The organism is Paenibacillus sp. 23TSA30-6 (assembly GCF_014858585.1).
Taxonomy (GTDB): Bacteria; Bacillota; Bacilli; order Paenibacillales; family Paenibacillaceae; genus Paenibacillus.
On sequence record NZ_SLTL01000008.1, the window covers coordinates 63,476 to 88,504 of the forward strand.

At 48.8% G+C, this 25,029-nt stretch carries 25 protein-coding genes; 20 read left to right on the forward strand and 5 right to left on the reverse strand.

Annotation, left to right across the window (positions count from 1 at the left end; genetic code table 11):
- Positions 1-110: 110 nt before the first annotated feature.
- The 13 genes from E0698_RS09330 (at position 111) to E0698_RS09390 (ending at position 12,197) form a co-directional block, all read left to right on the forward strand.
- Positions 111-1,046, forward strand: a complete 936-nt coding sequence (locus E0698_RS09330) for a sugar-binding transcriptional regulator (protein ID WP_134912505.1) — start codon at positions 111-113, stop codon at positions 1,044-1,046.
- 210 nt (positions 1,047-1,256) lie between these two features.
- Positions 1,257-1,919, forward strand: a complete 663-nt coding sequence (deoC, locus tag E0698_RS09335) for a deoxyribose-phosphate aldolase (RefSeq protein WP_192511380.1) — start codon at positions 1,257-1,259, stop codon at positions 1,917-1,919.
- A gap of 30 nt (positions 1,920-1,949) precedes the next feature.
- Positions 1,950-2,345: a cytidine deaminase gene (locus E0698_RS09340; RefSeq protein ID WP_044644559.1), complete on the forward strand. Its 396-nt coding sequence runs from the start codon at positions 1,950-1,952 to the stop codon at positions 2,343-2,345.
- A gap of 76 nt (positions 2,346-2,421) precedes the next feature.
- Positions 2,422-3,600 carry a NupC/NupG family nucleoside CNT transporter gene (locus E0698_RS09345; protein ID WP_149095225.1) on the forward strand — a complete coding sequence of 393 codons (1,179 nt, stop codon included), beginning with the start codon at positions 2,422-2,424 and terminating at the stop codon, positions 3,598-3,600.
- Between the two features lie 32 nt (positions 3,601-3,632).
- Complete coding sequence (deoB, locus tag E0698_RS09350) at positions 3,633-4,814, forward strand: phosphopentomutase (RefSeq protein ID WP_192511381.1); 1,182 nt, start codon at positions 3,633-3,635, stop codon at positions 4,812-4,814.
- 65 nt (positions 4,815-4,879) lie between these two features.
- A complete protein-coding gene (gene deoD, locus E0698_RS09355; RefSeq protein WP_044644556.1) occupies positions 4,880-5,587 on the forward strand; it encodes a purine-nucleoside phosphorylase in 708 nt (235 codons plus the stop codon).
- Between the two features lie 32 nt (positions 5,588-5,619).
- Positions 5,620-6,921 (forward strand): pyrimidine-nucleoside phosphorylase, encoded by a 1,302-nt coding sequence (locus tag E0698_RS09360; protein WP_192511382.1) that lies wholly within the window; start codon positions 5,620-5,622, stop codon positions 6,919-6,921.
- 340 nt (positions 6,922-7,261) lie between these two features.
- The gene (locus tag E0698_RS09365) at positions 7,262-7,756 is read left to right on the forward strand and encodes a hypothetical protein (protein ID WP_192511383.1); all 495 of its coding nucleotides are present in this window, start codon (positions 7,262-7,264) and stop codon (positions 7,754-7,756) included.
- Positions 7,757-7,876: 120 nt separating this feature from the next.
- Positions 7,877-8,560, forward strand: a complete 684-nt coding sequence (locus E0698_RS09370; protein WP_192511384.1) for a hypothetical protein — start codon at positions 7,877-7,879, stop codon at positions 8,558-8,560.
- A gap of 375 nt (positions 8,561-8,935) precedes the next feature.
- On the forward strand, positions 8,936-9,997 hold the full coding sequence (locus E0698_RS09375) for a sulfate ABC transporter substrate-binding protein (RefSeq protein WP_238353926.1): 1,062 nt from the start codon (positions 8,936-8,938) through the stop codon (positions 9,995-9,997).
- 27 nt (positions 9,998-10,024) lie between these two features.
- Complete coding sequence (gene cysT, locus E0698_RS09380; RefSeq protein ID WP_149095220.1) at positions 10,025-10,858, forward strand: sulfate ABC transporter permease subunit CysT; 834 nt, start codon at positions 10,025-10,027, stop codon at positions 10,856-10,858.
- Between the two features lie 75 nt (positions 10,859-10,933).
- Positions 10,934-11,809 (forward strand): sulfate ABC transporter permease subunit CysW, encoded by an 876-nt coding sequence (cysW, locus tag E0698_RS09385; protein ID WP_134912521.1) that lies wholly within the window; start codon positions 10,934-10,936, stop codon positions 11,807-11,809.
- A gap of 136 nt (positions 11,810-11,945) precedes the next feature.
- Positions 11,946-12,197: a hypothetical protein gene (locus E0698_RS09390; RefSeq protein ID WP_238353927.1), complete on the forward strand. Its 252-nt coding sequence runs from the start codon at positions 11,946-11,948 to the stop codon at positions 12,195-12,197.
- 90 nt (positions 12,198-12,287) lie between these two features.
- Here E0698_RS09390 and phnE (E0698_RS09395) read toward each other — a convergent pair whose 3' ends face one another.
- From phnE (E0698_RS09395) to E0698_RS09410, 4 genes are all read right to left on the reverse strand, one after another.
- On the reverse strand, positions 12,288-13,085 hold the full coding sequence (gene phnE / locus E0698_RS09395; RefSeq protein ID WP_025686134.1) for a phosphonate ABC transporter, permease protein PhnE: 798 nt from the start codon (positions 13,083-13,085) through the stop codon (positions 12,288-12,290).
- Positions 13,082-13,942, reverse strand: a complete 861-nt coding sequence (phnE, locus tag E0698_RS09400) for a phosphonate ABC transporter, permease protein PhnE (protein ID WP_192511385.1) — start codon at positions 13,940-13,942, stop codon at positions 13,082-13,084. Before phnE (E0698_RS09400) ends, phnE (E0698_RS09395) begins: the two co-directional genes overlap by 4 nt.
- Entirely contained in the window at positions 13,939-14,709 is a 771-nt protein-coding gene (gene phnC / locus E0698_RS09405) for a phosphonate ABC transporter ATP-binding protein (RefSeq protein WP_025686132.1), read from the reverse strand. The genes phnE (E0698_RS09400) and phnC overlap by 4 nt, the downstream gene beginning before the upstream one ends.
- A gap of 133 nt (positions 14,710-14,842) precedes the next feature.
- On the reverse strand, positions 14,843-15,811 hold the full coding sequence (locus E0698_RS09410; RefSeq protein ID WP_192511386.1) for a phosphate/phosphite/phosphonate ABC transporter substrate-binding protein: 969 nt from the start codon (positions 15,809-15,811) through the stop codon (positions 14,843-14,845).
- Between the two features lie 236 nt (positions 15,812-16,047).
- Here E0698_RS09410 and E0698_RS09415 point away from each other — a divergent pair, with 236 nt between their 5' ends.
- From E0698_RS09415 to E0698_RS09440, 6 genes are all read left to right on the forward strand, one after another.
- Positions 16,048-18,009, forward strand: coding sequence for a bifunctional 2',3'-cyclic-nucleotide 2'-phosphodiesterase/3'-nucleotidase (locus E0698_RS09415; RefSeq protein WP_192511387.1), 1,962 nt, complete (start codon positions 16,048-16,050; stop codon positions 18,007-18,009).
- A 29-nt stretch (positions 18,010-18,038) separates the two neighbouring features.
- The gene (locus tag E0698_RS09420; RefSeq protein ID WP_192511388.1) at positions 18,039-18,185 is read left to right on the forward strand and encodes a hypothetical protein; all 147 of its coding nucleotides are present in this window, start codon (positions 18,039-18,041) and stop codon (positions 18,183-18,185) included.
- A 4-nt stretch (positions 18,186-18,189) separates the two neighbouring features.
- Complete coding sequence (locus tag E0698_RS09425; RefSeq protein ID WP_238353928.1) at positions 18,190-18,504, forward strand: copper amine oxidase N-terminal domain-containing protein; 315 nt, start codon at positions 18,190-18,192, stop codon at positions 18,502-18,504.
- A 128-nt stretch (positions 18,505-18,632) separates the two neighbouring features.
- Entirely contained in the window at positions 18,633-20,039 is a 1,407-nt protein-coding gene (locus tag E0698_RS09430) for a DNA-binding protein (RefSeq protein ID WP_192511389.1), read from the forward strand.
- A 187-nt stretch (positions 20,040-20,226) separates the two neighbouring features.
- Positions 20,227-21,036 carry a pyridoxine/pyridoxal/pyridoxamine kinase gene (pdxK, locus tag E0698_RS09435; protein WP_134912533.1) on the forward strand — a complete coding sequence of 270 codons (810 nt, stop codon included), beginning with the start codon at positions 20,227-20,229 and terminating at the stop codon, positions 21,034-21,036.
- A 196-nt stretch (positions 21,037-21,232) separates the two neighbouring features.
- Positions 21,233-22,930, forward strand: a complete 1,698-nt coding sequence (locus E0698_RS09440) for a M3 family oligoendopeptidase (RefSeq protein ID WP_192511390.1) — start codon at positions 21,233-21,235, stop codon at positions 22,928-22,930.
- A gap of 163 nt (positions 22,931-23,093) precedes the next feature.
- Here E0698_RS09440 and E0698_RS09445 read toward each other — a convergent pair whose 3' ends face one another.
- Entirely contained in the window at positions 23,094-24,065 is a 972-nt protein-coding gene (locus E0698_RS09445; RefSeq protein WP_192511391.1) for a ring-cleaving dioxygenase, read from the reverse strand.
- A gap of 238 nt (positions 24,066-24,303) precedes the next feature.
- Between E0698_RS09445 and E0698_RS09450 the strand changes: the two genes are divergently transcribed.
- On the forward strand, positions 24,304-24,834 hold the full coding sequence (locus tag E0698_RS09450; protein ID WP_192511392.1) for a GNAT family N-acetyltransferase: 531 nt from the start codon (positions 24,304-24,306) through the stop codon (positions 24,832-24,834).
- Positions 24,835-25,029 lie beyond the last annotated feature (195 nt).

Consider the following 25,029-nt stretch of genomic DNA (forward strand, 5'->3'; position numbering starts at 1 on the left):
GTAGCCAGGTTCTATTCACAGAATATCACAAAATAGCAGTTAAATCTTCCAAATGGCCAAGGCATGGCGTCTGGTGGCACTACATTTTAAGATAAGCGGGTTGAGGTAGAATGGATCATGAAAAGCAGCGACTAAGTATCGAGGCAGCCAGATTATACTATCTGAACGACTATAGCCAGCAAGAAATTGCAGTCAGACTCGGGGTATCGCGTCCCACGGTATCGCGGTTGCTTCAAGCTGCCAAGGAACAGGGCTATGTGAGAATCAGTATTGTTGATCCGATGGAGGATATGGATGCGCTCGGAGAGCAGGTCAAGAAGAAATACGGGCTGGATACCGCTCTGGTCTGCTATTCGCCGTTAAATGAATATCAGGAGATCAAGAAGCATATTAGCAAAAAAGCTGCCGATTATTTGCATGAAACGGTGCAAGATGCGGATATTATTGGAGTGACGTGGGGAACGACGATGCATGCGGTGGCGCTCCATCTCCAGCAAAAGCAGGTTAAGGGCGTCGAGGTCGTTCAGCTCAAAGGAGGCGTAAGCCATTCACATGTCAATACGTATGCCGTGGAGACGGTGAATTTGTTCGCAGAAGCCTTTCACACGATTGCACGGTATTTGCCGTTGCCTGTGATTTTTGACAGTCAAGCCGTCAAGAAAATGGTCGAGGAGGATCGGCATATCCAGCGTATCATTGAGCTTGGCAAGCAGGCGAACATTGCCGTGTTTACGGTGGGTACGGTCAAGGAGGACGCGCTGCTGTTTAGATTGGGCTATTTTAATCATGAGGAGCAGAAGCTGTTACAGAAAATCGGCAAGGGTGATATTTGCTCACGCTTTTTTGATGATGAGGGCAATATATGCAGTCAGGAAATTAACAGTCGCACCGTTGGTATTGATCTGCCTGATTTGCGTAAGAAGGAGAAGTCCATTCTCGTAGCCGGAGGACAGCGCAAAGTAGAGGCTATCCGGGCATCGCTCCGTGGTAAGTATGCCAATATTTTGGTGACAGATCAGTTTACGGCACAGGCACTTTTACAGTAGATCATTTTGCCTCAATCAGACTAAACATACCGTTTTGGCGTGCGCCTATGGGGTAATTTGAACTGTGGGTAAACGTCTTATGCGGAGGCTTGAACATAATTTCAAAATGCGTTTTACATATGTTCAATGCCGTGCTATGATGGTCTTATCACAGAGAAGTAAAGGACATCAGTCCTCATACTATCTTTCCAATGAAGGAGCGTTTAAAGAATGAACATTGCAGGATTGATCGATCATACATTGTTGCGCGCAGACGCGACGAAGGATGAAATTACGAAATTGACCGCTGAGGCGAAGAAATATCAGTTTGCTTCCGTATGTGTGAACCCGGCCTGGGTAGCTTACTCCGCAGAGCAACTGGCAGGAACAGGCGTGAACATTTGTACCGTTATCGGTTTCCCGTTGGGAGCCAATACGTCGGCAACGAAAGCGTTCGAAACGAAGGATGCTATTGCTAACGGTGCGACTGAGGTTGATATGGTTATTAATATAGGCGCTTTGAAAGCGCGTGATTTACAGCTCGTTGAGCAGGACATCCGTGCAGTCGTGGAAGCAGCCGCGGGTACACTGGTAAAAGTAATTATTGAAGCATGCTTGCTGACAGATGAAGAAAAGGTACTGGCTTGCGAGCTGTCCGTCAAAGCAGGAGCTAATTACGTGAAAACCTCGACAGGCTTCTCTACAGGCGGAGCTACTGCGGAAGACGTGGCTTTGATGCGCAAAACCGTAGGACCTGAGATTGGTGTTAAGGCTTCCGGCGGCGTACGCAGTCTGGAAGACGTACAGAAATTGGTGGAAGCTGGCGCAAGCCGGATCGGTGCAAGTTCTGGTGTGACAATCATCGAGGGTGAGCAGTCTACATCTTCCTACTAAGTTCATTTTAAAGTCATGGAGGGATTCGCGATGAAGGATCAATTGATTCAGGAAGCGCTTGAGGCGCGTAAACAGGCATATATTCCGTACTCGAATTTTCAGGTCGGTGCTGCGGTTCTCGGAAGCGATGGCACGATTTATCGAGGATGTAATGTGGAAAATGCCTCCTACGGCTTATGCAATTGTGCGGAACGGACAGCGATTTTTAAAATGGTATCCGAAGGCTGCCGTAAAATTGATGCCATTGCGATTGTAGCAGATACGGAAGGGCCTGTGTCTCCATGCGGAGCCTGTCGTCAGGTGATTTCCGAATTTGCTCAACCAGATACCAAAGTGTATCTGACCAACCTTCATGGCAACACGGAAGAGTGGACGGTGGATCAACTGCTGCCGGGTGCTTTCCGACCTGCCGATCTGGGGAAATAAAAAAAGAATGCCTCGTTTGGGGCACATTCTTTTTATGGGTAATGTAAGCGCTTAATGTAATGAGGGGGAAAATAAAATGAAATATGTAATCGCTCTGGTGGGACTGCTTGTTGTATTTGCACTTACTTACGTTGCCAGCAGTGACAAACGTAAAATCAGGTATCGTCCGTTGGTGGTTATGGTTGTATTGCAGGCGGCACTTGCTTTTGTATTGCTGAATACAGGAATTGGTGAAATTCTGGTCAAAGGTTTTGCAAAAGGGTTTAACAGTCTGATTGGGTACGCTATGGAAGGGATTAACTTTGTATTCGGCGGGATTGCGAATGAAGGGGCGGCGCCGTTCTTTATCGGTGTATTGCTGCCAATCGTGTTCATATCCGCGCTGATTGGGATTTTGCAATATGTCAAAGTGTTGCCTTTTATTATTAAATATATCGGGCTTGTCTTGAGCAAAGTAAACGGAATGGGTAAACTGGAATCCTACAACGCTGTAGCTTCGGCTATTCTGGGTCAATCCGAGGTGTTTATTTCCGTTAAAAAGCAAATTGGTCTCCTGCCAAAGCATCGACTGTATACGCTGTGTGCGTCTGCGATGTCTACGGTGTCTATGTCGATTGTGGGAGCCTACATGCAAATGTTGAACCCCAAATATGTGGTTACTGCTTTGGTATTGAACCTGTTCGGCGGCTTTATTATCTCTTCGATTATTAATCCGTACAAGATTGAGAAGGAAGATGATTTGCTGGAGGTTCAGGAGGAAGAGAAGCAGTCCTTCTTCGAAATGCTCGGGGAGTATATTATGGACGGTTTCAAAGTCGCCATTACGGTAGCTGCGATGCTGATCGGTTTTGTGGCGCTGATTGCCATGGTTAACGGGATTTTCTCTTGGGCGCTTGGAATAAGTTTCCAATCATTGCTTGGTTATGTGTTTGCGCCTATCGCCTTTGTCATGGGGATTCCATGGAGCGAAGCGGTTCAGGCGGGCAGCATTATGGCCACCAAGCTCGTGTCTAACGAATTTGTGGCGATGCTGGATCTGACCAAGCAAACGGGCTTGTCGGATCGCACAATCGGGATCGTATCGGTGTTCCTCGTATCTTTTGCAAACTTCTCGTCCATCGGTATCATTTCCGGGGCTGTGAAGGGTCTGCATGAGAAGCAGGGGAATGTGGTGGCCCGCTTTGGTCTGAAGCTGTTGTACGGCGCGACGCTGGTTAGCGTGCTGTCGGCAACGATTGCAGGGTTGTTTTTGTAAAAAAAACAGCGAGTTAGGAAAGGAATTTCATCATGTCTAAATTCAAACGGATTCACTTGGTTGTTATGGACTCTGTGGGGATCGGCGAAGCGCCGGATGCTGCCCAGTTTGATGATTACGATGTAGATACACTGGGTCATATTGCCCGCGAACGCGGCGGTCTGAACATGCCGAATATGGGTAAGCTCGGTCTGTCCAATATTCGTTCTATTGAAGGGGTGCAAGCCGCTGAGCAACCTTTGGCGTATTACACCAAAATGCAGGAAGCGTCCAACGGTAAGGATACAATGACCGGACACTGGGAAATCATGGGCCTGAATATTGCGGTTCCTTTCCGCGTATTCCCTGATGGTTTTCCGGATGAGCTGATTCAGCGCATTGAGGAGCATACGGGCCGCAAAGTCATCGGCAACAAGCCTGCCAGCGGAACGGAAATCATTGACGAGCTGGGCGAGGAACATGTGAAAACAGGAACGCTCATCATCTATACATCGGCGGATTCGGTGCTGCAAATTGCGGCGCATGAGGAAGTTGTACCTTTGAAGGAGCTTTATGAGATTTGCGAGTTCTGTCGTAAAATCACGCTGGAAGACCCGTACATGCTGGGCCGGATTATTGCTCGTCCGTTCGTAGGTGAGGCAGGAAACTTCTCCCGCACCTCCAATCGCCATGATTATGCGCTCAAGCCGTTTGGTCGTACCACAATGAACGAACTGAAGGATGCAGGCCTGGATGTGATTGCATTGGGTAAAATCTCCGACATTTATGACGGCGAGGGTGTGACGAAAGCTGTGCGCACCGTGTCCAATATGGACGGTATGGATAAGCTGGTGGCTACGCTGGATGAAGATTTTACCGGATTAAGCTTCTTGAATCTGGTCGATTTTGACGCCGTATACGGTCATCGCCGTGATCCGCAGGGATATGGTCAGGCTTTGGACGATTATGATGTCCGTCTGCCGGAGGTATTCGCTAAAATGACGGATGAAGATCTGCTGATTATCACCGCAGATCACGGGAATGACCCGACGTATCGGGGAACGGATCATACACGTGAATATGTGCCTCTGTTGGTGTACTCCCCACGTTTTGCAGCTGGAGGCAAGGAACTTGCGGTACGTAAAACGTTTGCGGATATCGGAGCGACAGTAGCAGATAACTTTGGTGTGAAGCTGCCTGAACACGGAACAAGCTTTTTGGCAGAACTTCAATAATCGGGACTAAACCTGGATATAAGTTAGAGTATAAGCACGGACAAATGGAACGGAGGAATAAAAATATGAGTGTACACATTGGAGCCAAGCCTGGAGAGATTGCAGAAACGATTCTGCTGCCAGGAGACCCGCTGCGGGCGAAATTTATTGCTGAAACCTATCTGGAAGACGTGACCTGCTACAACGAGGTGCGCGGAATGCTCGGATTTACGGGAACGTATCAGGGCAAACGCCTGTCTGTACAGGGGACCGGAATGGGGCTGCCGTCCATCAGTATTTATGTCAATGAGCTGATTAGCGAGTACGGTGTGAAAAACTTATTCCGTGTAGGTACGTGCGGCGGGATGAAGGAGCATGTGCATGTACGTGACGTTATTTTGGCACAGGCATCTTGTACGGATTCCGGCATGAACCGCCATATCTTTGGCGGCTATGATTTTTCACCGATTGCCAGCTTCCCTTTGTTGAAGGGCGCTTATGATCGCGGTGTTGCCAAGGGCTTGAAAATGCATGTCGGCAACGTGTTCAGCTCGGACAGCTTTTATCGTGATGACAAATCAATTACACAAAAGCTGATGGAATACGGCGTACTGGGTGTCGAGATGGAGACTTCGGCATTGTACACGCTGGCGGCCAAATTTGGCGTAAATGCGTTGACGATTCTGACGGTAAGCGATCATTTGCTGACAGGTGAGGAAACGACAGCGGAAGAACGGCAAACGACCTTTAAAGAAATGATGGAAGTTGCCCTGGATACAGCAATATCCCTGTAAACGATCATACGTACAGTGAGGAGAAATGACATATGAGAATGGTAGACTTGATCGAGAAAAAGCGTGATGGAAAAGAACTGACCACCGAGGAAATTAATTTTATTATCCAAGGCTACACGCAAGGGGAAATTCCTGACTATCAGGTAAGTGCGTTGGCGATGTCCATTTTCTTCAAAGATATGACCGAGCGCGAACGCGCGGATCTCACGATGGCAATGGTTCATTCAGGTGACACAATTGATCTGTCCGCGATTGAAGGCGTGAAGGTCGATAAGCATTCTACTGGCGGTGTGGGTGATACGACAACGCTGGTGCTGGCTCCGCTCGTAGCGGCTTTGGATATTCCGGTAGCGAAAATGTCAGGTCGCGGCCTCGGACATACCGGAGGAACCATTGATAAGCTGGAGGCTATTGCAGGCTTCCACGTAGAAATCAGCAAGGACGAATTCGTGGATCTGGTGAATCGCAGCAAAATTGCGGTCATCGGACAAAGCGGCAACCTGACGCCTGCGGACAAAAAGCTGTATGCGCTGCGTGATGTTACCGCCACAGTAAACTCGATTCCGCTGATTGCCAGCTCGATTATGAGTAAAAAAATCGCTGCTGGTTCCGATGCCATCGTACTCGATGTGAAGACAGGTGCAGGCGCGTTCATGAAAACCGTAGATGATGCCAAACAACTGGCACATGCCATGGTAAGCATCGGTAACAACGTCGGTCGTAAAACGATGGCGGTCATTTCCGATATGAGCCAGCCGTTGGGTCTTGCCATCGGTAACTCGCTGGAAGTCAAAGAAGCGATTGATACACTGCGCGGTCAAGGACCAAAGGATCTGGAAGAGCTGTGTATGGCCTTGGGCAGTCAGATGGTATTTTTGGCTGGCAAAGCAGATTCCCTCGAAGACGCCGAAGAGAAGCTCAAAGAAGTCATTCGCAACGGAAAAGCGCTGGAGAAGTTCAAAGAGTTTATTGCCAATCAGGGCGGCGACGCTTCGGTTGTGGATCATCCGGAACGCTTGCCACAAGCGCAGTATCTCATCGAAGTGCCTGCGAAGCAGGATGGTGTGATCGCTGAAATCGTGGCTGACGAAATCGGTACGGCTGCGATGCTGCTTGGAGCAGGACGCGCAACCAAAGAATCCGAGATCGATCTGGCTGTCGGCCTGATGCTGAACAAAAAGGTTGGAGATGCTGTAAAAGTGGGTGATTCGCTGGTTACCATCCATGCGAACCGTGAAGATGTGGCCCAAGTGCTGGAGAAAATTTACGCAAACATCCGCATTGCGGATCACGCCGAAGCACCTGTGCTGATCTACGGAACGGTGACAGAGTAAGCAGTAAGCCGTTTTCATAAACTCGCAATAGTAGTATGGTTATCGAGCCGGAAGCCCTCTAAACTGAGGGTCTCCGGCTTTTTTGTTGTGCTCGTTCTCGAACAAGAATTGAAAAATGCTGTTGTCAATATCCAGTGAGGGTACTGTGCTGAATTTATATTTGTGATTTATAGTGTATGGGATAAGAAAAAGTCTCGTAACACGCTGAACGTCTAAGCTACTATTACGGAATGAATGATAGAGCGCTACGGCATGGATGGCTTTGATCAAGTTTGAAAAATATGACAGTCGGACTCATAATAGATATGAGCTAGGCTTTTTCTATGAAGGAGGAAATGAAATGGTAGATAAGTGGGTTTGGATGGGGGTTGCAGGGGCAATTGTGGGATATGCCGCTTTTGCCAACTTATCGACGACTACGCATACTACATCAACGGCGAGTGTGATGCACCCGGCTGCTCCCTTAAGTGTGCAGAATGAGCAAGGGGGCGCAACGAAGCGCATTGTACATGATCAGACCACGCAATTTGAGGGAGAGGCAGGAATGCCCTTTAGGTTAGAAGAGGGACGAAAGTTGTACGTGAGTATCAAAAATATGGGGAAGCAGCCTATACAGTACCAGTTTACATCCTCTGCTACCTCTGGCTTGCAAGGCCAAACGGAGGGACTTTCCAGCCGAAGATTGCAGCCGGGAGAACGGCATGATCTGTTGTTTGTGAAGCCGGAGGAGCAGAATGAGGATGGAAGCAAATCTTCCAACGAGCTGTTTTTACATGTAGTGACCGACGATGGCTCCACAGGAACAATCAAAACCTTTGCTTATATTACGCTGTAAGCCCCTTCCATATGGGCACGACATGCGGTCATTAGTCTACTATGTTACAATAGAACGGTTGAAGACTTAATGAACAGAATAGGTCAGAGCAGAAAGAAGAAGCAGAAAGGATGACCCGTTGTGCCCAAAACCCAAGAATACGGTAATCAGAAAATGTCACGGAGGCTGTCCTTCACAGCCATTTTACTTACGCTTACATTCGTAGCTCTCGCTGGCTGCGGCCAGGATAAGAATGCTGAAACCGTCGAGACCGGAAGCAGTACAAGTGCGATTGAAAATGGAACTGATACGAATCGTAGCGATTCAGCCGAAAATGAAAAAGCAGCGAAAGAGAGTCAGAGTGCGGAAAACAACGGAACTGATACGAAAAAGTCAAGTCCATCGGCCCCGGCTACTTCGTCGGATGCTTCTTCCTCTCCAAAACCTGCCAATCCATCCCACAACCCTTTTGAAGTAGCTGGTATTCAGGACCCTAATGCGTTTTTGAACACGTTCAAAGCGTTGCAGAAGGCTGTTGCCGACAATGAGAAGGAAAAGGTAGCCAATTACATTTTCTACCCTTTGCGTGTCAATGACAGTGAAAAGGCATTAACGATTCCCAATAAGAAAGAGTTTATTGCTAAATACGATCAGATTTTTACGGACGCAATTCGTGAGGCTTTGGTGAATCAAAAGACCGATGACTTGTTTGTGAATTATCAGGGAGTCATGGTTGGCTCGGGCGAGCTGTGGTTGAGAAGAGCTACAGACAATCCGAAGCTTTTTGGAGTTTTTTCCGTCAATCTCGAAACGGTCGCCAATTAAGCAGTTCCTTGTGTAAGAAAATAGCTTGTAAGCAGTCGGGAACATTCGAATGTTCCCGACTTTTTATCCCCTCTGATCCCCTCAAGCTAGCGAAGCACAGATCATCCATCCCAAAAAAAGGTTTGACAACGCTCATAAACTCTCGTATTATATCTACATAACTCATTAAACAGGTAGGAATTAAAGAATTAAAGTGTAATCTCGCCATTATGGCGGAGAACCTCTAGGAACAGCAGGCAGACACTGTCCACGCGACAGGTTTGACCTATCAGGGCTGCATCAGGGAATTCTCCGCTCTTTTTTTTGAATACGTCTGTCAATAACAGGCGCAAATGAATTTGTTTTTATTAATTACATAGAATTAGGAGGGTCTTGATGAAAGGGAAATGGAAAAGTGGACTTATTCTCGGGCTATCTTTGGTTTTGACGTTGACGTTAAGTGCTTGCGGAGCAAGCAAAGGAGAAACACAGGCGAATGGCAGCTCTGCTGCGGGTTCCAAGGATGTGGAGCTGCTCAATGTTTCTTATGACCCGACCCGTGAGCTGTATGAGGCGTATAACAAGGCGTTTGCCGCTCACTGGGAGAAGGAGAAAGGGCAGAAGGTTACGATCAAGCAATCTCATGGAGGATCTGGTAAACAAAGCCGTTCTGTGCAGGACGGGCTGGATGCGGACGTAGTTACTCTGGCTCTGGGCTACGATATTGATGCGTTACAGGAAAAAGGGCTGATTAAAGAGGGATGGCAGGATAAATATGAGCATAACAGCTCTCCATACACTTCAACCATTGTGCTGTTGGTGCGTAAAGGTAATCCGAAAGGGATTAAAGACTGGGATGATCTGATCCGCGGCGATGTGCAGGTTATTACCCCGAACCCCAAGACATCTGGTGGAGCCCGCTGGAACTACCTTGCGGCATGGGCCTATGCGCTCAAGAAAAACAATAACGATGAAGCTAAAGCCCAGCAGTTTGTACAGGAGCTGTACAAACATGTGCCGGTACTGGACAGCGGTGCGCGTGGAGCGACAACGACCTTTGTGGAGCGCGGAATTGGTGATGTACTGATCGCTTGGGAAAATGAAGCACTGCTTTCCGTGAAGGAGCTGGGTACGGATAAATTCGATATCGTATACCCGTCGATCAGCATTTTGGCCGAGCCTCCGGTAGCGGTGGTCGATAAGGTTGTGGATAAAAAAGGTACACGCGAGGTAGCGGATGCGTACCTGAAATATTTGTACAGCGAAGAGGGGCAAACCATTGCTGCCGAGAACTATTATCGTCCAACGCTGGATAGCGTAAAGGCGAAGTTCAAGAATCAATTTCCCGAGCTGGAGCTGGTGACCTTGAAGGATGTATTCGGAACATGGAAGGAGACGCAGCAAAAGCATTTTAGCGACAAGGGCATCTTTGACCAAATTTATGTACCTGGAAGTTAAAGGATTGTAGAGAGGGATGGACAGAACATGAGTCAAGTGCAAGTCACCCGAAAACGCGTACTTCCCGGGTTCGGGTTAACGATGGGATATAGTGTGCTGTACCTCAGTCTGGTAGTGCTGGTGCCTTTATCGGCGCTGCTCCTGAATTCAACCGGATTGACGTGGGAGAAGTTTTGGGATGTGGCGACTGACGTCAGGGTACTGGCTTCTTACAAGGTAAGCTTTTTGTGCGCTGCGGCTGCGGCGCTGATTGACCTGTTCCTCGGTTTTCTGATCGCCTGGGTGCTGGTGCGTTATGAATTTCCGGGAAAACGGATTTTTGATGCGGTGATTGATCTGCCCTTTGCATTGCCTACAGCGGTTGCGGGTGTTGCTTTGACAGCTCTATATGCGCAAAATGGCTGGATCGGCTCGTTGTTCGAACCGCTTGGCTGGAAGATGGCCTACTCGCAGACGGGTATTACGCTCGCGCTGATGTTTATTGGTATCCCGTTCGTCGTGCGGACGGTCCAGCCCGTGCTGGAGGAGCTGGACAAGGACGAGGAGGAGGTCGCCGCTACGCTGGGAGCGGGCAGATGGCGTACCTTTCGCAGCGTTATTGTGCCCGAGCTGATACCACCGCTGCTGACGGGCTTTGCGCTCGCCTTTGCCCGTGGCATCGGGGAGTATGGCTCAGTCGTCTTCATTTCCGGCAATATGCCGATGAAGACCGAGATCGCGCCGCTGCTCATTATGTCCAAGCTGGAGCAAAATGACTATGCCGGAGCTACGGCGGTAGCCTTGATGCTGTTGGTCATTTCATTCCTGCTGCTGCTGGTAATTAACAGCATTCAGCGCTGGTCGCGGCGGCGTACTGTCTAACGTTATCACGCAGGACAGTATGCGTTTGATTCATACGATAGCGGTGTATCCGCTGTTTAAGGAGGAAGAAACATCATGTCACAAGCGATAACCGGACAGGAGCTTACCCATGCACCTGTGCCTTCATCTGCACCGCCCAACAGGGTTACAACCGAAGCCCCTTGGGTGAAGTGGACGCTGATCGGTGCCGCTTTTCTGGCTTTGCTGTGGGTGCTGATACTGCCGCTGATCATCGTACTTACCGAAGCGCTCAAGCAGGGCTGGAGCGTATATGTTGAAGCGTTACGCGACCCAGACGCTATGTCGGCGCTGCGGCTGACGCTGCTGGTGGCGGCAATAACAGTACCGTTGAATACGGTATTTGGCGTAGCCGCCGCCTGGCTGATTACAAAGTTTCAATTTCGCGGCAAGGGCTTGCTGGTCACCCTGATTGATTTGCCCTTTGCCATCTCTCCTGTTGTCGGCGGATTGATGTATGTGCTGGTATTCGGCGCACAGGGATGGCTTGGGCCGTGGCTGGATGAGCATGATATCAAAATTATTTTTGCCTTACCGGGGATTATATTGGCGACGCTGTTCATCACGTTTCCTTTTGTAGCGCGGGAGCTGATTCCGCTAATGGAGGATCAGGGACACCAGGAGGAAGAAGCGGCGGTTACGCTGGGCGCACGCGGCTGGCGTATTTTCTGGAAGGTGACGCTGCCGAATATCAAATGGGGTCTGCTGTATGGCATTATTTTGTGTAATGCGAGAGCGATGGGTGAATTCGGGGCGGTGTCGGTCGTTTCGGGACATATCCGTGGAGAGACGAACACATTGCCGCTCCATGTGGAAATTTTGTATAACGAATATCAGTTCTCGGCATCCTTTGCGGTGGCTTCGCTGCTGTTGTTACTGGCTCTCGCCACCTTGGTGCTTAAAAGCTGGTTTGGACGCAAACGGGTTCATTAATGAAACGCAGGAACGTGCTTGATTCCACAGGGTCTCTCTTCGCGTCTATCGTCGATGTTTGGCGATAAGATGGGAAGGGAGACCCTTGTTCTAAGATGACTTATATGGATTCAGTCCTACCGTCAGCTATATTTCCGTGAGCGAATTGCTGGAATTTTCTATGGAGTATTGCCGCCGCAAAGGGTTAAGCAGACGTTTGCCTTCCGGGGAAGGAGCTTTACCTGGTCTCATCGCTGTTGAGGTAGCCGATGCATCGGCGGTTGAGAGCCGCTTGAGAAGTCAAAATATCATCGTTTCGGCTCGGAAGGATGTGATCCGCGTGGCTCCGCATTTTTATAATACGGCAGAGGAAATCCGGCGGGTGATGGACGAGGTAGCGGCCATTTGATGAATCTAAAAAGCCTCTTCTGAGTAATGGGAGCATAATGTTGTCCCTTTTACACAGGAGAGGCTTTTTTGGCATTTTCAATCTTGTTGATTATACAATCCGCTTGCGCAGCCAGCCGGAAATTAAATCCGTTAATATGATCAGGACTACAATGCCCAGCAAAATGACACCTACACGGTTCCAGTTGCGCATTTGGAGCGCAAACAGCAGCGGAGTACCGATACCGCCCGCCCCGACCAGACCTAGCGTGGTAGCGGAACGGATGTTAATTTCAAAACGGTAGAGCGAATACGAAAGGAACTGTGGAATCACCTGCGGCAGCACGGCGAAGAAAATCACCTGCAAACGGTTGGCACCACAGGCGATCAAGGCTTCTTGCGGTCCGTGATCGACACTTTCGATCGTTTCCGAAAATAGCTTCGCCAGCATGCCGATAGAGTGAATACCGAGGGCAAGCACACCCGCAAATGAGCCGGGGCCTACGGCCTTGATGAACAGGATCGCGACAATCATTTCAGGAAATACCCGAATGACGCTGAGTACAAATTTACCGCTGCCTGACAAGGGGCGCAAACGGGTCATATTGCTGGATGCCCAGAAGGCAAACGGAAGACAGATGAATGCGGATACGAAGGTTCCGAGAACGGAGATAACCAGCGTATCCAGCAGCCCGCGCAGCAAGTCCTCTCCTTCAGGAATGTACACGAATGACCAGTCAGGATGAAGAAAGCCGTCCAGTATAGCGAGAGAGACGTTTTTGGCGGTTCCCTGCAATCCTTCGAACTGCATCCCACGGAAAGCCCAAATATAAATGATGATCAGCAGAATGGCTATCGCCCATAAACGCAGTCTGGAGCGAAGAGGTCTGCGAAGTGTGGAATCATTCATAATAGTTTCCTCCGTAGCATGTTACTGCCGTAATCAATCGCCAAAACGATGACGAGGGTCAGTAGAATGATGATGCTTGCCCGGTCATACCGGAACAGGCCAAGCGAACGGTCGAGCAGCAGGCCGATACCGCCCGCGCCGACCAGTCCCAGAACAGATGCTGCGCGCACATTGACCTCAAAGGTGTACAGCAAGTAGGACACAAAATAGGGCAATGCCTGCGGTACGACACCGAAGGCAATCACCTGAATGCGGCTCGCACCAACGGCGGTCATGGCTTCCAGCGGGCCGGGATCAATGGCTTCAATGGCCTCGAACGTCAGCTTCGCAATGATGCCGAAGGAGAAGAAGAGCAGGGCGAGCATCCCTGCGAACGGCCCGATGCCGAACACCGCCACAAAGATGGAGGCAAACAGCAGATCGGGAACCGTCCGCACGAGGTTCAGGATCGTGCGCATCGGCAGCGAGATCAGCTTGCGCGGCATGATATTGTAGGCGCACAGCAGGGCGACGGGAATAGCCAGCAGCGCACCCAGCGTCGTGCCCACAATGGCAATCTGGATGGTTTCCAGCATCGGCTTCCAGATGGTGGGCAGGTAGCTCCAGTCAGGCGGGAACATTTCGCCCAGTAATTTGCCCATCTCCGGCAAACCGACGATCAACTGGTAAGGCGTAGCATCCGTATGAATGGAGCAGGCCACCAGCACCACGATAAAGATCATCCAGGTGGCGTAACGCTTGTAACGCCCCGGCAGGGGCGGCCCTGCGGGCGGCTTGGATTGCTGCGGCTGCGGCGGTCCGGCTTGTGGTGACGGCGGCGTCGAAGAGAGCGTCCGCGCAGTAGAGTCGGGGTTCATGATCCGACTCCCAGCAGCTCATCATGCTTGATGGCCCGGCCGTAGATTTCCGCGAAGGCGTCATCCGTAGCTTCCTCCGGCGTGCCGTCAAAGACGACCTCTCCGGCACGCAATCCAATGATCCGCGTCGCATATTCGCGCGCCAGATCAATGAAATGCAGATTAACGATGGTTGTAATCTTCATTTCACGGTTGATCCGTTGGAGGTCGTCCATGACCTGGCGGGTAGTCAGCGGATCAAGCGATGCGACAGGCTCGTCCGCGAGAATGATCTTGGCCTCCTGCGCCAGAGCGCGGGCAATGGATACGCGCTGCTGCTGCCCGCCGGACAGCTCATCGGCCCGGCTATAGGCTTTTTCACGAATGTTCACGCGTTCCAGCGCGGTTAGTGCCAGCTCGATATCCTCCTTCGGAAAAAGGCCCAGAATGGTCCGAAGCGTCGAATGATAGCCGACCCGGCCGGAAAGCACGTTGCGGAGTACGGTGGAACGCTTGACCAGATTGAAGCTTTGAAAAATCATGCCGATATCACGGCGAATGCGGCGCAGCTCGCTGCTTCCGGCAGATGTGACAGACCTGCCGCCTACAACAATGTCGCCGGAGGTAATATCATGCAGTCGATTAATGGAACGTAGTAGAGTGGACTTGCCCGCACCAGACAAGCCGACAATGACGACCATTTCGCCCTCTTTAATCGTCAGGTTAATATTGTTCAACCCTTTGGTGCCGTTCGGGTATGTTTTCGATACATTGCGGAATTCGATCATATGCTCCCAACTTTCTCCCCCGATGGGGTGGAATGAAAACAACACCGCCATGAATACATGGACGGTGCTGCCCTGTCATTCGTAAATCCTGTTTCGTAGCTACTGCTTCATTACAATTACGCGTATGCTCCTATTACTTAACTGCTTGGCCGACGGCTTCGGCATATTCACGAACAGAATCGAAGTTTTTATCGTCACCTTTTTCATAGCCTACATGCGTATAAATTTCTTTAATGATTTGACCGCCCTCCGGGTCTTTGGCGATATCTATAAAGGCTTGGCTGATTTTGTCTCTCCACGCCTGATCCATATCGGAACGAACGCTGACCGTGTCATTCGGAATTTTAGCGGTGTAATGAATGACGCGTGTTTTTTCGAATACATCCGGAATTTCCTTCTTCACCGTGTTGCGGGCATCCTGGAAAACAGCTACAGCATCAACCTGACCGTTCAGCAGCGCTAGGATAGCGGCATCATGGCCTTTGATCGTTACGCCCTGCACATCCGTGTCCGGGTCCACGCCAGCTTTCTTCAGCTCTGCTGCGGGATACACATAGCCTGCGGAGGAGGTTACATTTTGCCAGCCGACTTTTTTGCCTTTCAGGTCAGCCAGGCTTTGAATCGGAGAATCTTTTTTCACCACGATCATCGATTTATAAAAGTTTACTTTTTCAGCTGTGTCCTTGCCTGTGGCATCATCAATGCCGTAGCGTTGGGCTTGCAGCAGCAAATCTGCTGCTTTACGGTTATCGTGTGCCAGAACATAGGCATTCGGTGGAAGGAAACCTACATCTACCTGTTTGGAAGACATGGCTTCCACAATCGTGTTGTAGTCAGGAGAAACGGTTACTTTCACCGGAATTCCGAGCTTGTCGCCCAGCAGCTTTTCGAGCGGCTTGGCTTTAGCTTCGAGCGTATCTGCATTTTGGGAAGGAACGAACTGTACTTTTAACTCTGTAGGAACATAGGCTGTGCTTTCGCTTTTCGTGCCATCTGTGCCTGGAGTGGACGCGCTGTTGTTATTGCTCGCATTGGAGCCGCATGCTGCGAGACCCGCAGCCAGTGTGAAAGTCATGCACAAGGTCAGTGCTTTTTTAAACAAAATAATTTCCCCCTAAAAATAGTAATAACGAAAAATTGAAAAAGTCTGTAAATTCTGTGACAAACCAAATCTTAACAGCTAGTCCGGGCACTAGGGTAAAAAACATTCCTGACTTTGGTAAAAAGTATGTAAAATATATCTTATACTCTCTCATTTCTATTCATTTAACATTCTCTTAACAGTACCCTGTTAAACTTGTTCAAGCTCTATGACCGAAGCTGAAGGAGAGAACAGGATTGGATATTTCAGATATCAATAAAGAGGTACAACAGCAGACGCTATGTCCTGTGAGGGTGAAATTCCGTGTTATGGTTACGACCGATCTGCATGTCAGCTTGTGGAATTACGATTATTATACGGATCGGGAAACGTTGCAGTACGGTCTTGCGCAAACAGCCAGTCTAATCCAGGTGGCTCGGTCCGAGGTACCTAACCACCTGCTGCTGGATAACGGGGATGTTATTCAAGGCAATCCGATGGGGGATTATGCAGTACAACGTCTCCAACAGGACCCGAACGCCGTGCATCCTGCCTACAAAGCGATGAATCTGCTTGAGTACGAAGCGGCCAATATCGGGAATCACGAATTTAACTATGGATTGGAATATTTGCAGACTTGCCTTCAAGGAGCCAAGTTTCCTTATATCAATGCCAACATCTATATTCAGGCGGATACAGATATAGATACGAAGAAAGATATTTTTACAGATAGCCATACAGTCGTGGAAAAAGAACGAAATTACTTTACACCTTATCTGATACTGGACAAGACGGTGGAGGATGGAGCAGGCTTCAAGCATCTGTTGAAGGTGGGGATTATCGGGTTTGTGCCTCCGCAAATTATGCAATGGGACAAGGCTTGGCTGGAAGGGAAAATCATCGTCAAGGACATGCTGGAGACCGCGAGACGGTTTATTCCACAAATGAAGTCCGAGGGAGCCGACCTGATCATTGCCATGCCTCACGCGGGTTTTGAAGATATTCCTGAAACGCCGTATATGGAAAATGCGGTGCTGCATCTGAGCAGGGTGGAAGGAATTGACGCGATTCTGTTTGGTCATGCACATAAAGTATTCCCCGGCCCTTCGTTCGTTGGTCAAACGGGTGTGGACGCGGAGCGAGGCACCATCCATGATATTCCGGCGGTGGAGCCGGGCTTTTGGGGAGATCATCTGGGTATCATTGATCTGGACCTGACCCTTATGGATGGAACGTGGCAAGTGGCGGCCTCTTCTGCGGAGGTACGTCCGGTGTATGATTCGGTACGCAAGCAAGCGCTGGTGCAGCCGGATGCTGCCATTCAGCAGGCGGTTGCGGAAGAGCATGCCGGGACGCTGGATTATATCCGCGCTCCTGTTGGTAGCACAACGGTGGCAGTAAACAGCTATTTTGCCCAGGTGATGGACGATGCTTCCGTTCAACTCGTGAACGACGCACAAATGTGGTATGTGAAGCAGCAGATGCAGGGGAGTGAGTACGAAGGCTTGCCTGTGCTGTCGGCAGCGGCTCCCTTTAAAACAGGCGGCCGATATGGCCCTTCATATTATACCGATATTCCGGCGGGGACTTTGGCAATCAAGCATATCGCCGATCTGTACAATTTTCCAAACACACTGCATGTCGTTCGGCTGACCGGGGCAGAAATTCGGGAATGGCTCGAATGGTCTGCCGGACAATTCCGACAAATTGATCCGTATGCAGAACAGGAGCAGGAGCTGATTGATTCGGATTTTCCGAGCTTTAACTTCGATATCATTGACGGGATCAGGTACCAGATTGATGTGACGCAGCCCGCCAGATATGATGCTGCTGGAATATTGAAGGAGGCGAGTGCGCACAGAATCCTTCATATGACCTTGGATGGAGAACCATTGGATATGCAGCGAAGCTATTTGGTCGTCACGAACAACTATCGCGCGTTTTCCTCTACATTGGTCAATCCGGGCGGGGAACGCATCGTACTCGCTTCACCGGATGAGAATCGGCATGTGCTAACCGAATATGTACGGCATATGAAGACGTTGACGCCCCAAGCAGACGGTCACTGGTCCCTCGCGCCATGGCCGGGCCGCCCGCGTGTGACGTTCCTGACCTCACCGCAAGCAACGGATGCCGCCAAAGCCCATTCAGAGTTGCTTTATGAAGGATTAACCGCGGAGGGATACGCCAAATTTGCTCTGGATTTCGGGCGATCCTGAATTTTTTTGAAAAAAAATTTAATTTTAAAGTGATCCAAACGCAAAATAGTGACAAATTTGCAGAAGAAATTGCATCTGCGCCTGTTGAACCAACTACACCATCGGAACCCGCAGCTCCTGCTCCATCCGATACGATGAATCCAGCGCATGACGACTGTCTGGATGAAAGTGGATAGCCATATGCTGAAAATTAATGATAAAACGACACAAATGGACACCATTCCGTTCATATGGAGCGGTAAGACGTACATCCCTTTGCGTTACCTGGGTGAAGGTATTGGCGCTCAAGTGAAATGGGATGCAAAAACGCAAATGGTATGGGTGAAAGCCGGGAACGATACACTGAAATTCTGGGTAGGCAAAAACATTGTCCGACGTGAACGGAACACAGAAAAAGGCGGACATGAGCCTATGGCATCATATGTTAGCAAAGACTGTCCCTCCGGGGGCGGTCTTTTTGCACACGGATCATTTAAAATCGTACGAAATTCGTAATTTTATATGTCCTGAGTCGCGTTTAAGTTATTGACCTCCGTTATGATTAGACATATACTTTGATTAAACAAATTTTGGTTTAAAAGGTAATGAAAAAGTCACCATCATTTGATGGAGGGGGTGTCCCTTTGGAAAAAAACACCACGATTCGTGCAGAAATTGAAAAGTATATTCAGCGTGAAGGTATTTCCATGCAATGTTTCGCAGATGCGTCCAAAGTAAATCCGGGTACACTTAGCGGCATACTTAACCGGAACCCACCACGGCCTATCTCAGTCAATCAGCTTGATCTGATTACCGGGGCGATGGGTTTGGAAGAAGGATCTTTGTTCGAGATGTATGTAGATGAATGTTTTATTCATTCCTTACCACACTGGAGAAGGTTGCGTCCGTTTCTGCTCCGTTGTTCGGAGCTGAACAAGCTGGAATGTATTTGCAGTGTACTTGACTATCTGATGGATGATTTATCGAACATTCCGGCTATTTTTGATACCGCAGAAGCGATGTTTGAGGACGAGAGATATGAAGCGGCCATGCTTCTGTACAATTGTGTTATCGAGAGTGAGAAGTATACCCACTCCGAGCGGTTAGCGATCAGCTATTTCCGTATATTCCAGATTCAGATCAAGGATAACAAGCGGAGCTTGAAGGCTGCTGTGCAATTCCACTTGTACCGTAGTCGGTTGCCGGAAAATTATGCATTGGAAGGCTTACATATGCTATCTCAAGTGTTTGCGTTAAAAATGCAATGGTCCGAGATGGAAATGTATGCGGACGAGCTGCGAGAATTGGCTCATGCGCTATACCGCAATCGGAACCGCTTTGGAGATGAGCATCTGGAGTTGCTCAAACCGCTTGTCTACTATTATGCACAGGGTCATCTGCTCAAGGCCAGCTGCTATGAGTTTCAGGGCAGGTATGAGGAATCCAAGAAATGGATTGATGGGTATGCAGATTTGAGCTGGTTTGAAGGATTGGATGAGGAAGGTCAGAAAGTAGTGGACATGCATCGTGTGTACGCTCAAGGCAATCGGCTTTGTATCGAAATTAAAATGGGCAATACCTCTGCAATTTATGAATATATTACGTATTTGCGCGAGCATCCGGACGAGACGCTGGAAGGCTTGAATACGCTGCTTGAATCAGCGAACAGGTTCGGTTACTTTGTGGATGCCGAGCTGGGACTATTCAGCGAGCAACTTAAGAGCTTCTGGGAGCTTGCACCGGATCAATGGGACACTCACTACCGCAAGCATTTTAATGCATTCCGCTTCGCCTCCTTTTGCAAGGTGTATGCCGAATATCATTTTCGGAAGGGCGATTATGCAGAGGGACTGGGGCAAACACTGCATTGCTTACAGTTGTCTGTAGACAACAGCTATACTGAGCATATTATCGGTTGCATGGCTTTGTTTGAGCAGCATCGGAACTTTTCTACCCCGGAACAGCAGCATTTGTATCAGAAGTTTTGCCTGGGCGTGCGTGAAAATGAAAAGAATCATGCCTATGATCACAGCACCGGCGGGTATTTGTAATCTTTAGAATTCAAAATATATATCCCATTCTAGCGAGAATGCTCCTGGTCAAAAGGGAACGTTCTCGTTTTTTAATTCTATTCTTTTCTGTGACTTTTAGCATAGGAAGAACGCATTGCGCGTTGACAAGTTTCCCATGCGGGATTAGGATAAATGCAGCACAGTAAGTGAAGGAGAGCATGTGAAAATGACGATTCCCAAAACATTAACGATAGCCGGCTCCGACACCAGCGGCGGCGCGGGTATTCAGGCAGACCTGAAAACCTTTCAGGAGCTTGGCGTATATGGAATGACTGTATTGACAACCGTAGTTGCGATGGAACCCAAAACGTGGGACCATCTTGTATATCCTGTTGCGTTGGATGTGGTAGAAGCACAACTGCGTACGGTATTGGAAGGTATTGGATTTGACGCAATGAAAACGGGTATGCTCGGTTCCGTTGATATTATTGAACTGGTTGCCAGCCATCTGCGCAAGCATGATCTTAAACGGGTTGTTATTGATCCGGTTATGGTCTGCAAAGGTACGGATGAAGTGCTTCAGCCGGAAAATACAGAAGCAATGCTGGAATTTTTGATTCCGGGCGCTGACCTGGTCACGCCGAATTTATTCGAGGCTTCGCAACTGGCGAAGAACGGACCCATTACGACGCTGGAACAGATGCAGGAAGCAGCGGCGATTATCCATGAGCGCGGGGCGAAGCACGTGCTGATTAAGGACCGTGGCAAAATCCGTGCAGGTAAAGCGATGGATCTGCTTTATGACGGAATTACCTTCGACTGGTTCGAGGCGGATGTTGTGAAAACAAGCTTCACCCATGGTGCAGGCTGTACAACTTCGGCAGCGGTAACGGCTGGCTTGGCCCAAGGGCTGACTGTACGTGAAGCGGTGGATCAGGCCAAAAAATTCATTACACAGGCGATTGAAGGCAGCTTCAAGCTGAACGAATTCGTTGGTCCGACTCTGCATGCGGCACATCGTTTGCAAAATCATTAAAGCATGAATGCACTTATAAAATGGCTGCATTAGGTAGTGCATCTCCGATAGTTAGCGTTTAGGCTAGAGTCTTTAAGCCGCAATACTTGGTATTGCGGTTTTTGATGTATTTTTTTGGAATTATATCTTCCTGTTTACTCTAGTCGTACTGTATAATAAGCATCAGATTTATTAAATTTAGGGAGGACTCGAAGCAATGACATTATTCAGCCAAATGGCTTATACCCGACCAGAGCAAGCTGAAATTGAACAGCGGTTTAAAACGCTTTTGCAGCAGTTTCGTGAAGCGGACAGCGTAGAGCGTCAAAATGAAGTTATTCATGCCATTAATAAGCTGCGCAGTAACGTGGAAACGCAATTGCAATTAGTAGAGGTTCGGCACTCCATTGATACGGAGGACACATTTTACAAAGCAGAGCAAGAGTACGCTGATGATTTCATGCCAGTCATTCAGGAGTATGTAACCGATTACTATCGTGCATTGGTGGACTCGCCGTTCAGAGCCGAGCTAGAGAGCCAGTGGGGCAGCCAGCTTTTCAGTATTGCCGAGGTATCACTCAAGTCGTTCCACCCGGATATTATTGAGGATTTGCAGCAGGAAAATAAGCTGACCTCCGAATATGCTCAGCTTATTGCTTCAGCGAAGATCCCGTTCGAGGGAGAAGAACGCACATTGTCGCAGCTCCTGCCTTTTGAAATGGATACCAACCGGGAGACACGCAAACAGGCCTCCGAGGCCAAGTATCAATTTATGAGCGAGCATGAGGATGAACTGGATCGAATTTACGATGAACTGGTTAAGGTACGCACGCGCATGGCGCACAAGCTGGGCTACGATAACTTTGTAGAGCTGGGCTATGCCCGTTTGGGTCGTACCGATTACAATGCCACTATGGTTGCCAATTTTCGCGAACAAGTGCTGAAACATATCGTTCCGCTGGCAACAAAGCTCAAGGAACGCCAACGCGAGCGGATCGGAGTGGATCAGCTTCGCTATTATGATGAAGGCTTTAACTTTTTGTCAGGTAATCCTACACCCAAAGGCGATCCGGAGTGGATCATTCATAATGGAGCGCGTATGTATGAGGAGCTTTCATCGGAAACACATGAATTTTTCAGCTTTATGATCGAACGTGGGTTGATGGACCTGACTAGCAAAAAGGGCAAGCAAAGCGGAGGCTACTGCACATTTTTGAGCGAGTATGGCACGCCGTTTATTTTCTCCAACTTCAATGGTACATCCGGTGATATCGATGTGTTGACGCATGAAGCGGGCCATGCCTTTCAGGTGTACGAAAGTCGGCATTTTGAAATCCCCGAATACCACTGGCCAACCATGGAGGCGGCTGAAATTCATTCCATGAGTATGGAGTTTTTCGCATGGCCTTGGATGAAGCTGTTCTTCGAGGACGATACGGATAAATATCACTTTGAACATTTGTCCTCATCGTTGTTGTTTGTCCCTTACGGCGTAGCTGTGGATGAATTTCAGCATGCCGTATATGAACATCCAGACTGGACGCCAGCCGAACGTAAAAGCGCATGGCGCTCCATTGAACGCAAGTATAAACCGCATTTGGACTATGAAGGCAACGAGTATCTGGAGCGGGGCGGGTTCTGGCATAAGCAGGGACATATTTTCCAATCTCCGTTCTACTATATCGACTACACACTCGCACAATTGTGCGCATTCCAATTCTGGAAACGTATGAGCATCGACCGGACAGCTGCGTGGGAAGATTACTTGAAGCTGTGCCGTGCCGGGGGGAGTCGTTCTTTTACCGGCTTGGTGGAGCTGGCTGGTCTGATCTCGCCGTTCCAGGATGGATGTATCGCTTCTGTGATCGGAGAAATCGAAGCTTGGCTGAATAGCGTGGACGATAAAAAGCTGTAAGCTTAACCAAAAAGGGCATTTCGCTTACCTGTGAAGGCCTAAAGGCTTGCAGATGAGCTGTCCTTTTGGGTGGAAACAGAGCTGTTGCATGAAAAAAGCCGGGACCCTCTACATGATGTAGAAGTCCCCGGCTTTGTGTGATTTTGGAGTTGAAATAACTCTATTAAATCTTGGTGTTCAGCGGTTTGAGGTTGGCTTCAATGGAGGCGCGACGCGATTCCAAAAATGGCGGTAACGCCAGCGATTCACCCAGAAACTCCAGTTCTTCATCCGTATCAAAGCCGGGTCCATCGGTTGCCAATTCAAACAAAATGCCGTTCGGCTCACGGAAATACAATGAACGGAAGTAAAAGCGATCCACGAACCCTGAGCTGGAAATTTGCAGTTGGTTAATACGCTCTACCCATTGTTTGAGCTCTTCCTCAGTTTCAACACGGAAGGCTACATGATGCACACTGCCTCGTCCCGGGCGCTCTTGTGGAAGATCGTTACGTTCTTCCAGATGAACCTCGGTCCCGGTTCCACCTTCGCCGGTTTCATAGATGACCACATCAGGCTGCCCAGCAACGGTGGAAGGATAGGAGCCCTTTTTGCGGAAGCCCATCACCTGTTCCAGAATGAGGATCGTGTTCTCCGCTTTTGGAATGGTCAGATGAACCGGGCCAAGTCCGACGATGCCGTATTCAGCAGGGACAGGGCTTTTCTCCCAAGGCGTACCGCCCCGCACTCCGTTGTCATGCTGATCCGAAACCAGGAAGAAGCGCTGCCCTTCAAAATCCTCAAACGAAAGCGCCAAACGTCCCGCTTGATCCGTAATTTCACCATGTTTTACATCCAATTGCTCGAAACGGTCTTTCCAGTAATCCAGTGCCTTGTCATTCGGTACCCGCAGGGAAAGCGCCGAAATGCTGTTATTCCCCGTACGAGTTTGCCCAGCATGCGGAATCTCAAAGAAAGTGACTTCGGTGCCAGCCGTTCCGCGCTCATCTCCATAAAAGAGGTGATAAACGCTCACATCATCCTGGTTCACCGTTTTCTTAATGAGTCGAAGACCCATTACCTGAGTATAAAAATCAACATTCTTAGCCGCCGCCGCCGTAATCGCCGAAACGTGATGCAATCCTAACAGTTTCATGTCATTGTCCTCCTTGGTTTTATATGATTAGCATGTAAAAGCGAAATGAACAGTAGTAAACGTTGCTTAATATTTATTGTCTTGATATTAAGATATATTATTTTGGAGCGATTGTCAACTCAAATTACGTATCCTGGCTCCAAGAACTGTAGGGGAAAAGAAATACAAAATAATGCATAATCATGTAAAATAAATACTAAAAAGCAGATTGGGAATTTATTTAAAAGGAGTGTGTTCGTTGTATACGGATAAGGATTTAACCATTAGGCCCGTTACAGAAGAAGACTTACAGGCTCTTTGGACGTTAACTTATAAAGAAGAAGCACCGGAATGGAAGCAGTGGGATGCACCTTATTATGAACATAAGACACTTTCTTTTGATGATTATTTAAAAGATAAGGAAAAGCGAATCGGGCAAGATGACTTTTGGCTCATTGAAGTGGAAGGTAAGATCATTGGATCGGTTAGCTACTATTGGGAGCATAAGCCTTCCCAATGGCTTGAAATGGGGATAGGTATCTTTGATTCACAGTATTGGAGCGGTGGGTTTGGTACCAGGGCATTGCGACTGTGGATCACGCATTTGTTTAATACACTACCTCTAGTAAGAGTAGGCTTTACAACCTGGTCAGGAAACTATCGGATGATGAAGGTTGGGGAGAAGCTAGGGATGACCTTGGAGGCCCGGCTTCGAAAGTGCAGATATTATAATGGAGAGTATTATGATTCGATCCGAATGGGGCTTTTACGGGAAGAGTGGAAGTCGTAAGCTCCTGATTCAAAATTTTTAAAATCAAGTAGATCAAGCTGTTGGGAATGCTCCTGACGGCTTTTTTTCCATGTTTTGTTCATTTCAAAAGATTTGACAGATACGCGAGGACTGATATAATTTATGCTAGTTCATTTTGATAATGATTATCATTATTGGAGGGGAGGACAGGGCCGAAGCTTGGTACAGGTTGTT

What these genes read in the sequence shown, in the direction of transcription:
- E0698_RS09330 (WP_134912505.1), top strand. Translation starts at nt 111, where the DNA reads ATGGATCATGAAAAGCAGCGACTAAGTATCGAGGCAGCCAGATTATAC.
- deoC (WP_192511380.1), top strand. Translation starts at nt 1,257, where the DNA reads ATGAACATTGCAGGATTGATCGATCATACATTGTTGCGCGCAGACGCG.
- E0698_RS09340 (WP_044644559.1), top strand. Translation starts at nt 1,950, where the DNA reads ATGAAGGATCAATTGATTCAGGAAGCGCTTGAGGCGCGTAAACAGGCA.
- E0698_RS09345 (WP_149095225.1), top strand. Translation starts at nt 2,422, where the DNA reads ATGAAATATGTAATCGCTCTGGTGGGACTGCTTGTTGTATTTGCACTT.
- deoB (WP_192511381.1), top strand. Translation starts at nt 3,633, where the DNA reads ATGTCTAAATTCAAACGGATTCACTTGGTTGTTATGGACTCTGTGGGG.
- deoD (WP_044644556.1), top strand. Translation starts at nt 4,880, where the DNA reads ATGAGTGTACACATTGGAGCCAAGCCTGGAGAGATTGCAGAAACGATT.
- E0698_RS09360 (WP_192511382.1), top strand. Translation starts at nt 5,620, where the DNA reads ATGAGAATGGTAGACTTGATCGAGAAAAAGCGTGATGGAAAAGAACTG.
- E0698_RS09365 (WP_192511383.1), top strand. Translation starts at nt 7,262, where the DNA reads ATGGTAGATAAGTGGGTTTGGATGGGGGTTGCAGGGGCAATTGTGGGA.
- E0698_RS09375 (WP_238353926.1), top strand. Translation starts at nt 8,936, where the DNA reads ATGAAAGGGAAATGGAAAAGTGGACTTATTCTCGGGCTATCTTTGGTT.
- cysT (WP_149095220.1), top strand. Translation starts at nt 10,025, where the DNA reads ATGAGTCAAGTGCAAGTCACCCGAAAACGCGTACTTCCCGGGTTCGGG.
- cysW (WP_134912521.1), top strand. Translation starts at nt 10,934, where the DNA reads ATGTCACAAGCGATAACCGGACAGGAGCTTACCCATGCACCTGTGCCT.
- phnE (WP_025686134.1), bottom strand. Translation starts at nt 13,085, where the DNA reads ATGAATGATTCCACACTTCGCAGACCTCTTCGCTCCAGACTGCGTTTA.
- phnE (WP_192511385.1), bottom strand. Translation starts at nt 13,942, where the DNA reads ATGAACCCCGACTCTACTGCGCGGACGCTCTCTTCGACGCCGCCGTCA.
- phnC (WP_025686132.1), bottom strand. Translation starts at nt 14,709, where the DNA reads ATGATCGAATTCCGCAATGTATCGAAAACATACCCGAACGGCACCAAA.
- E0698_RS09425 (WP_238353928.1), top strand. Translation starts at nt 18,190, where the DNA reads ATGCTGAAAATTAATGATAAAACGACACAAATGGACACCATTCCGTTC.
- pdxK (WP_134912533.1), top strand. Translation starts at nt 20,227, where the DNA reads ATGACGATTCCCAAAACATTAACGATAGCCGGCTCCGACACCAGCGGC.
- E0698_RS09440 (WP_192511390.1), top strand. Translation starts at nt 21,233, where the DNA reads ATGACATTATTCAGCCAAATGGCTTATACCCGACCAGAGCAAGCTGAA.
- E0698_RS09445 (WP_192511391.1), bottom strand. Translation starts at nt 24,065, where the DNA reads ATGAAACTGTTAGGATTGCATCACGTTTCGGCGATTACGGCGGCGGCG.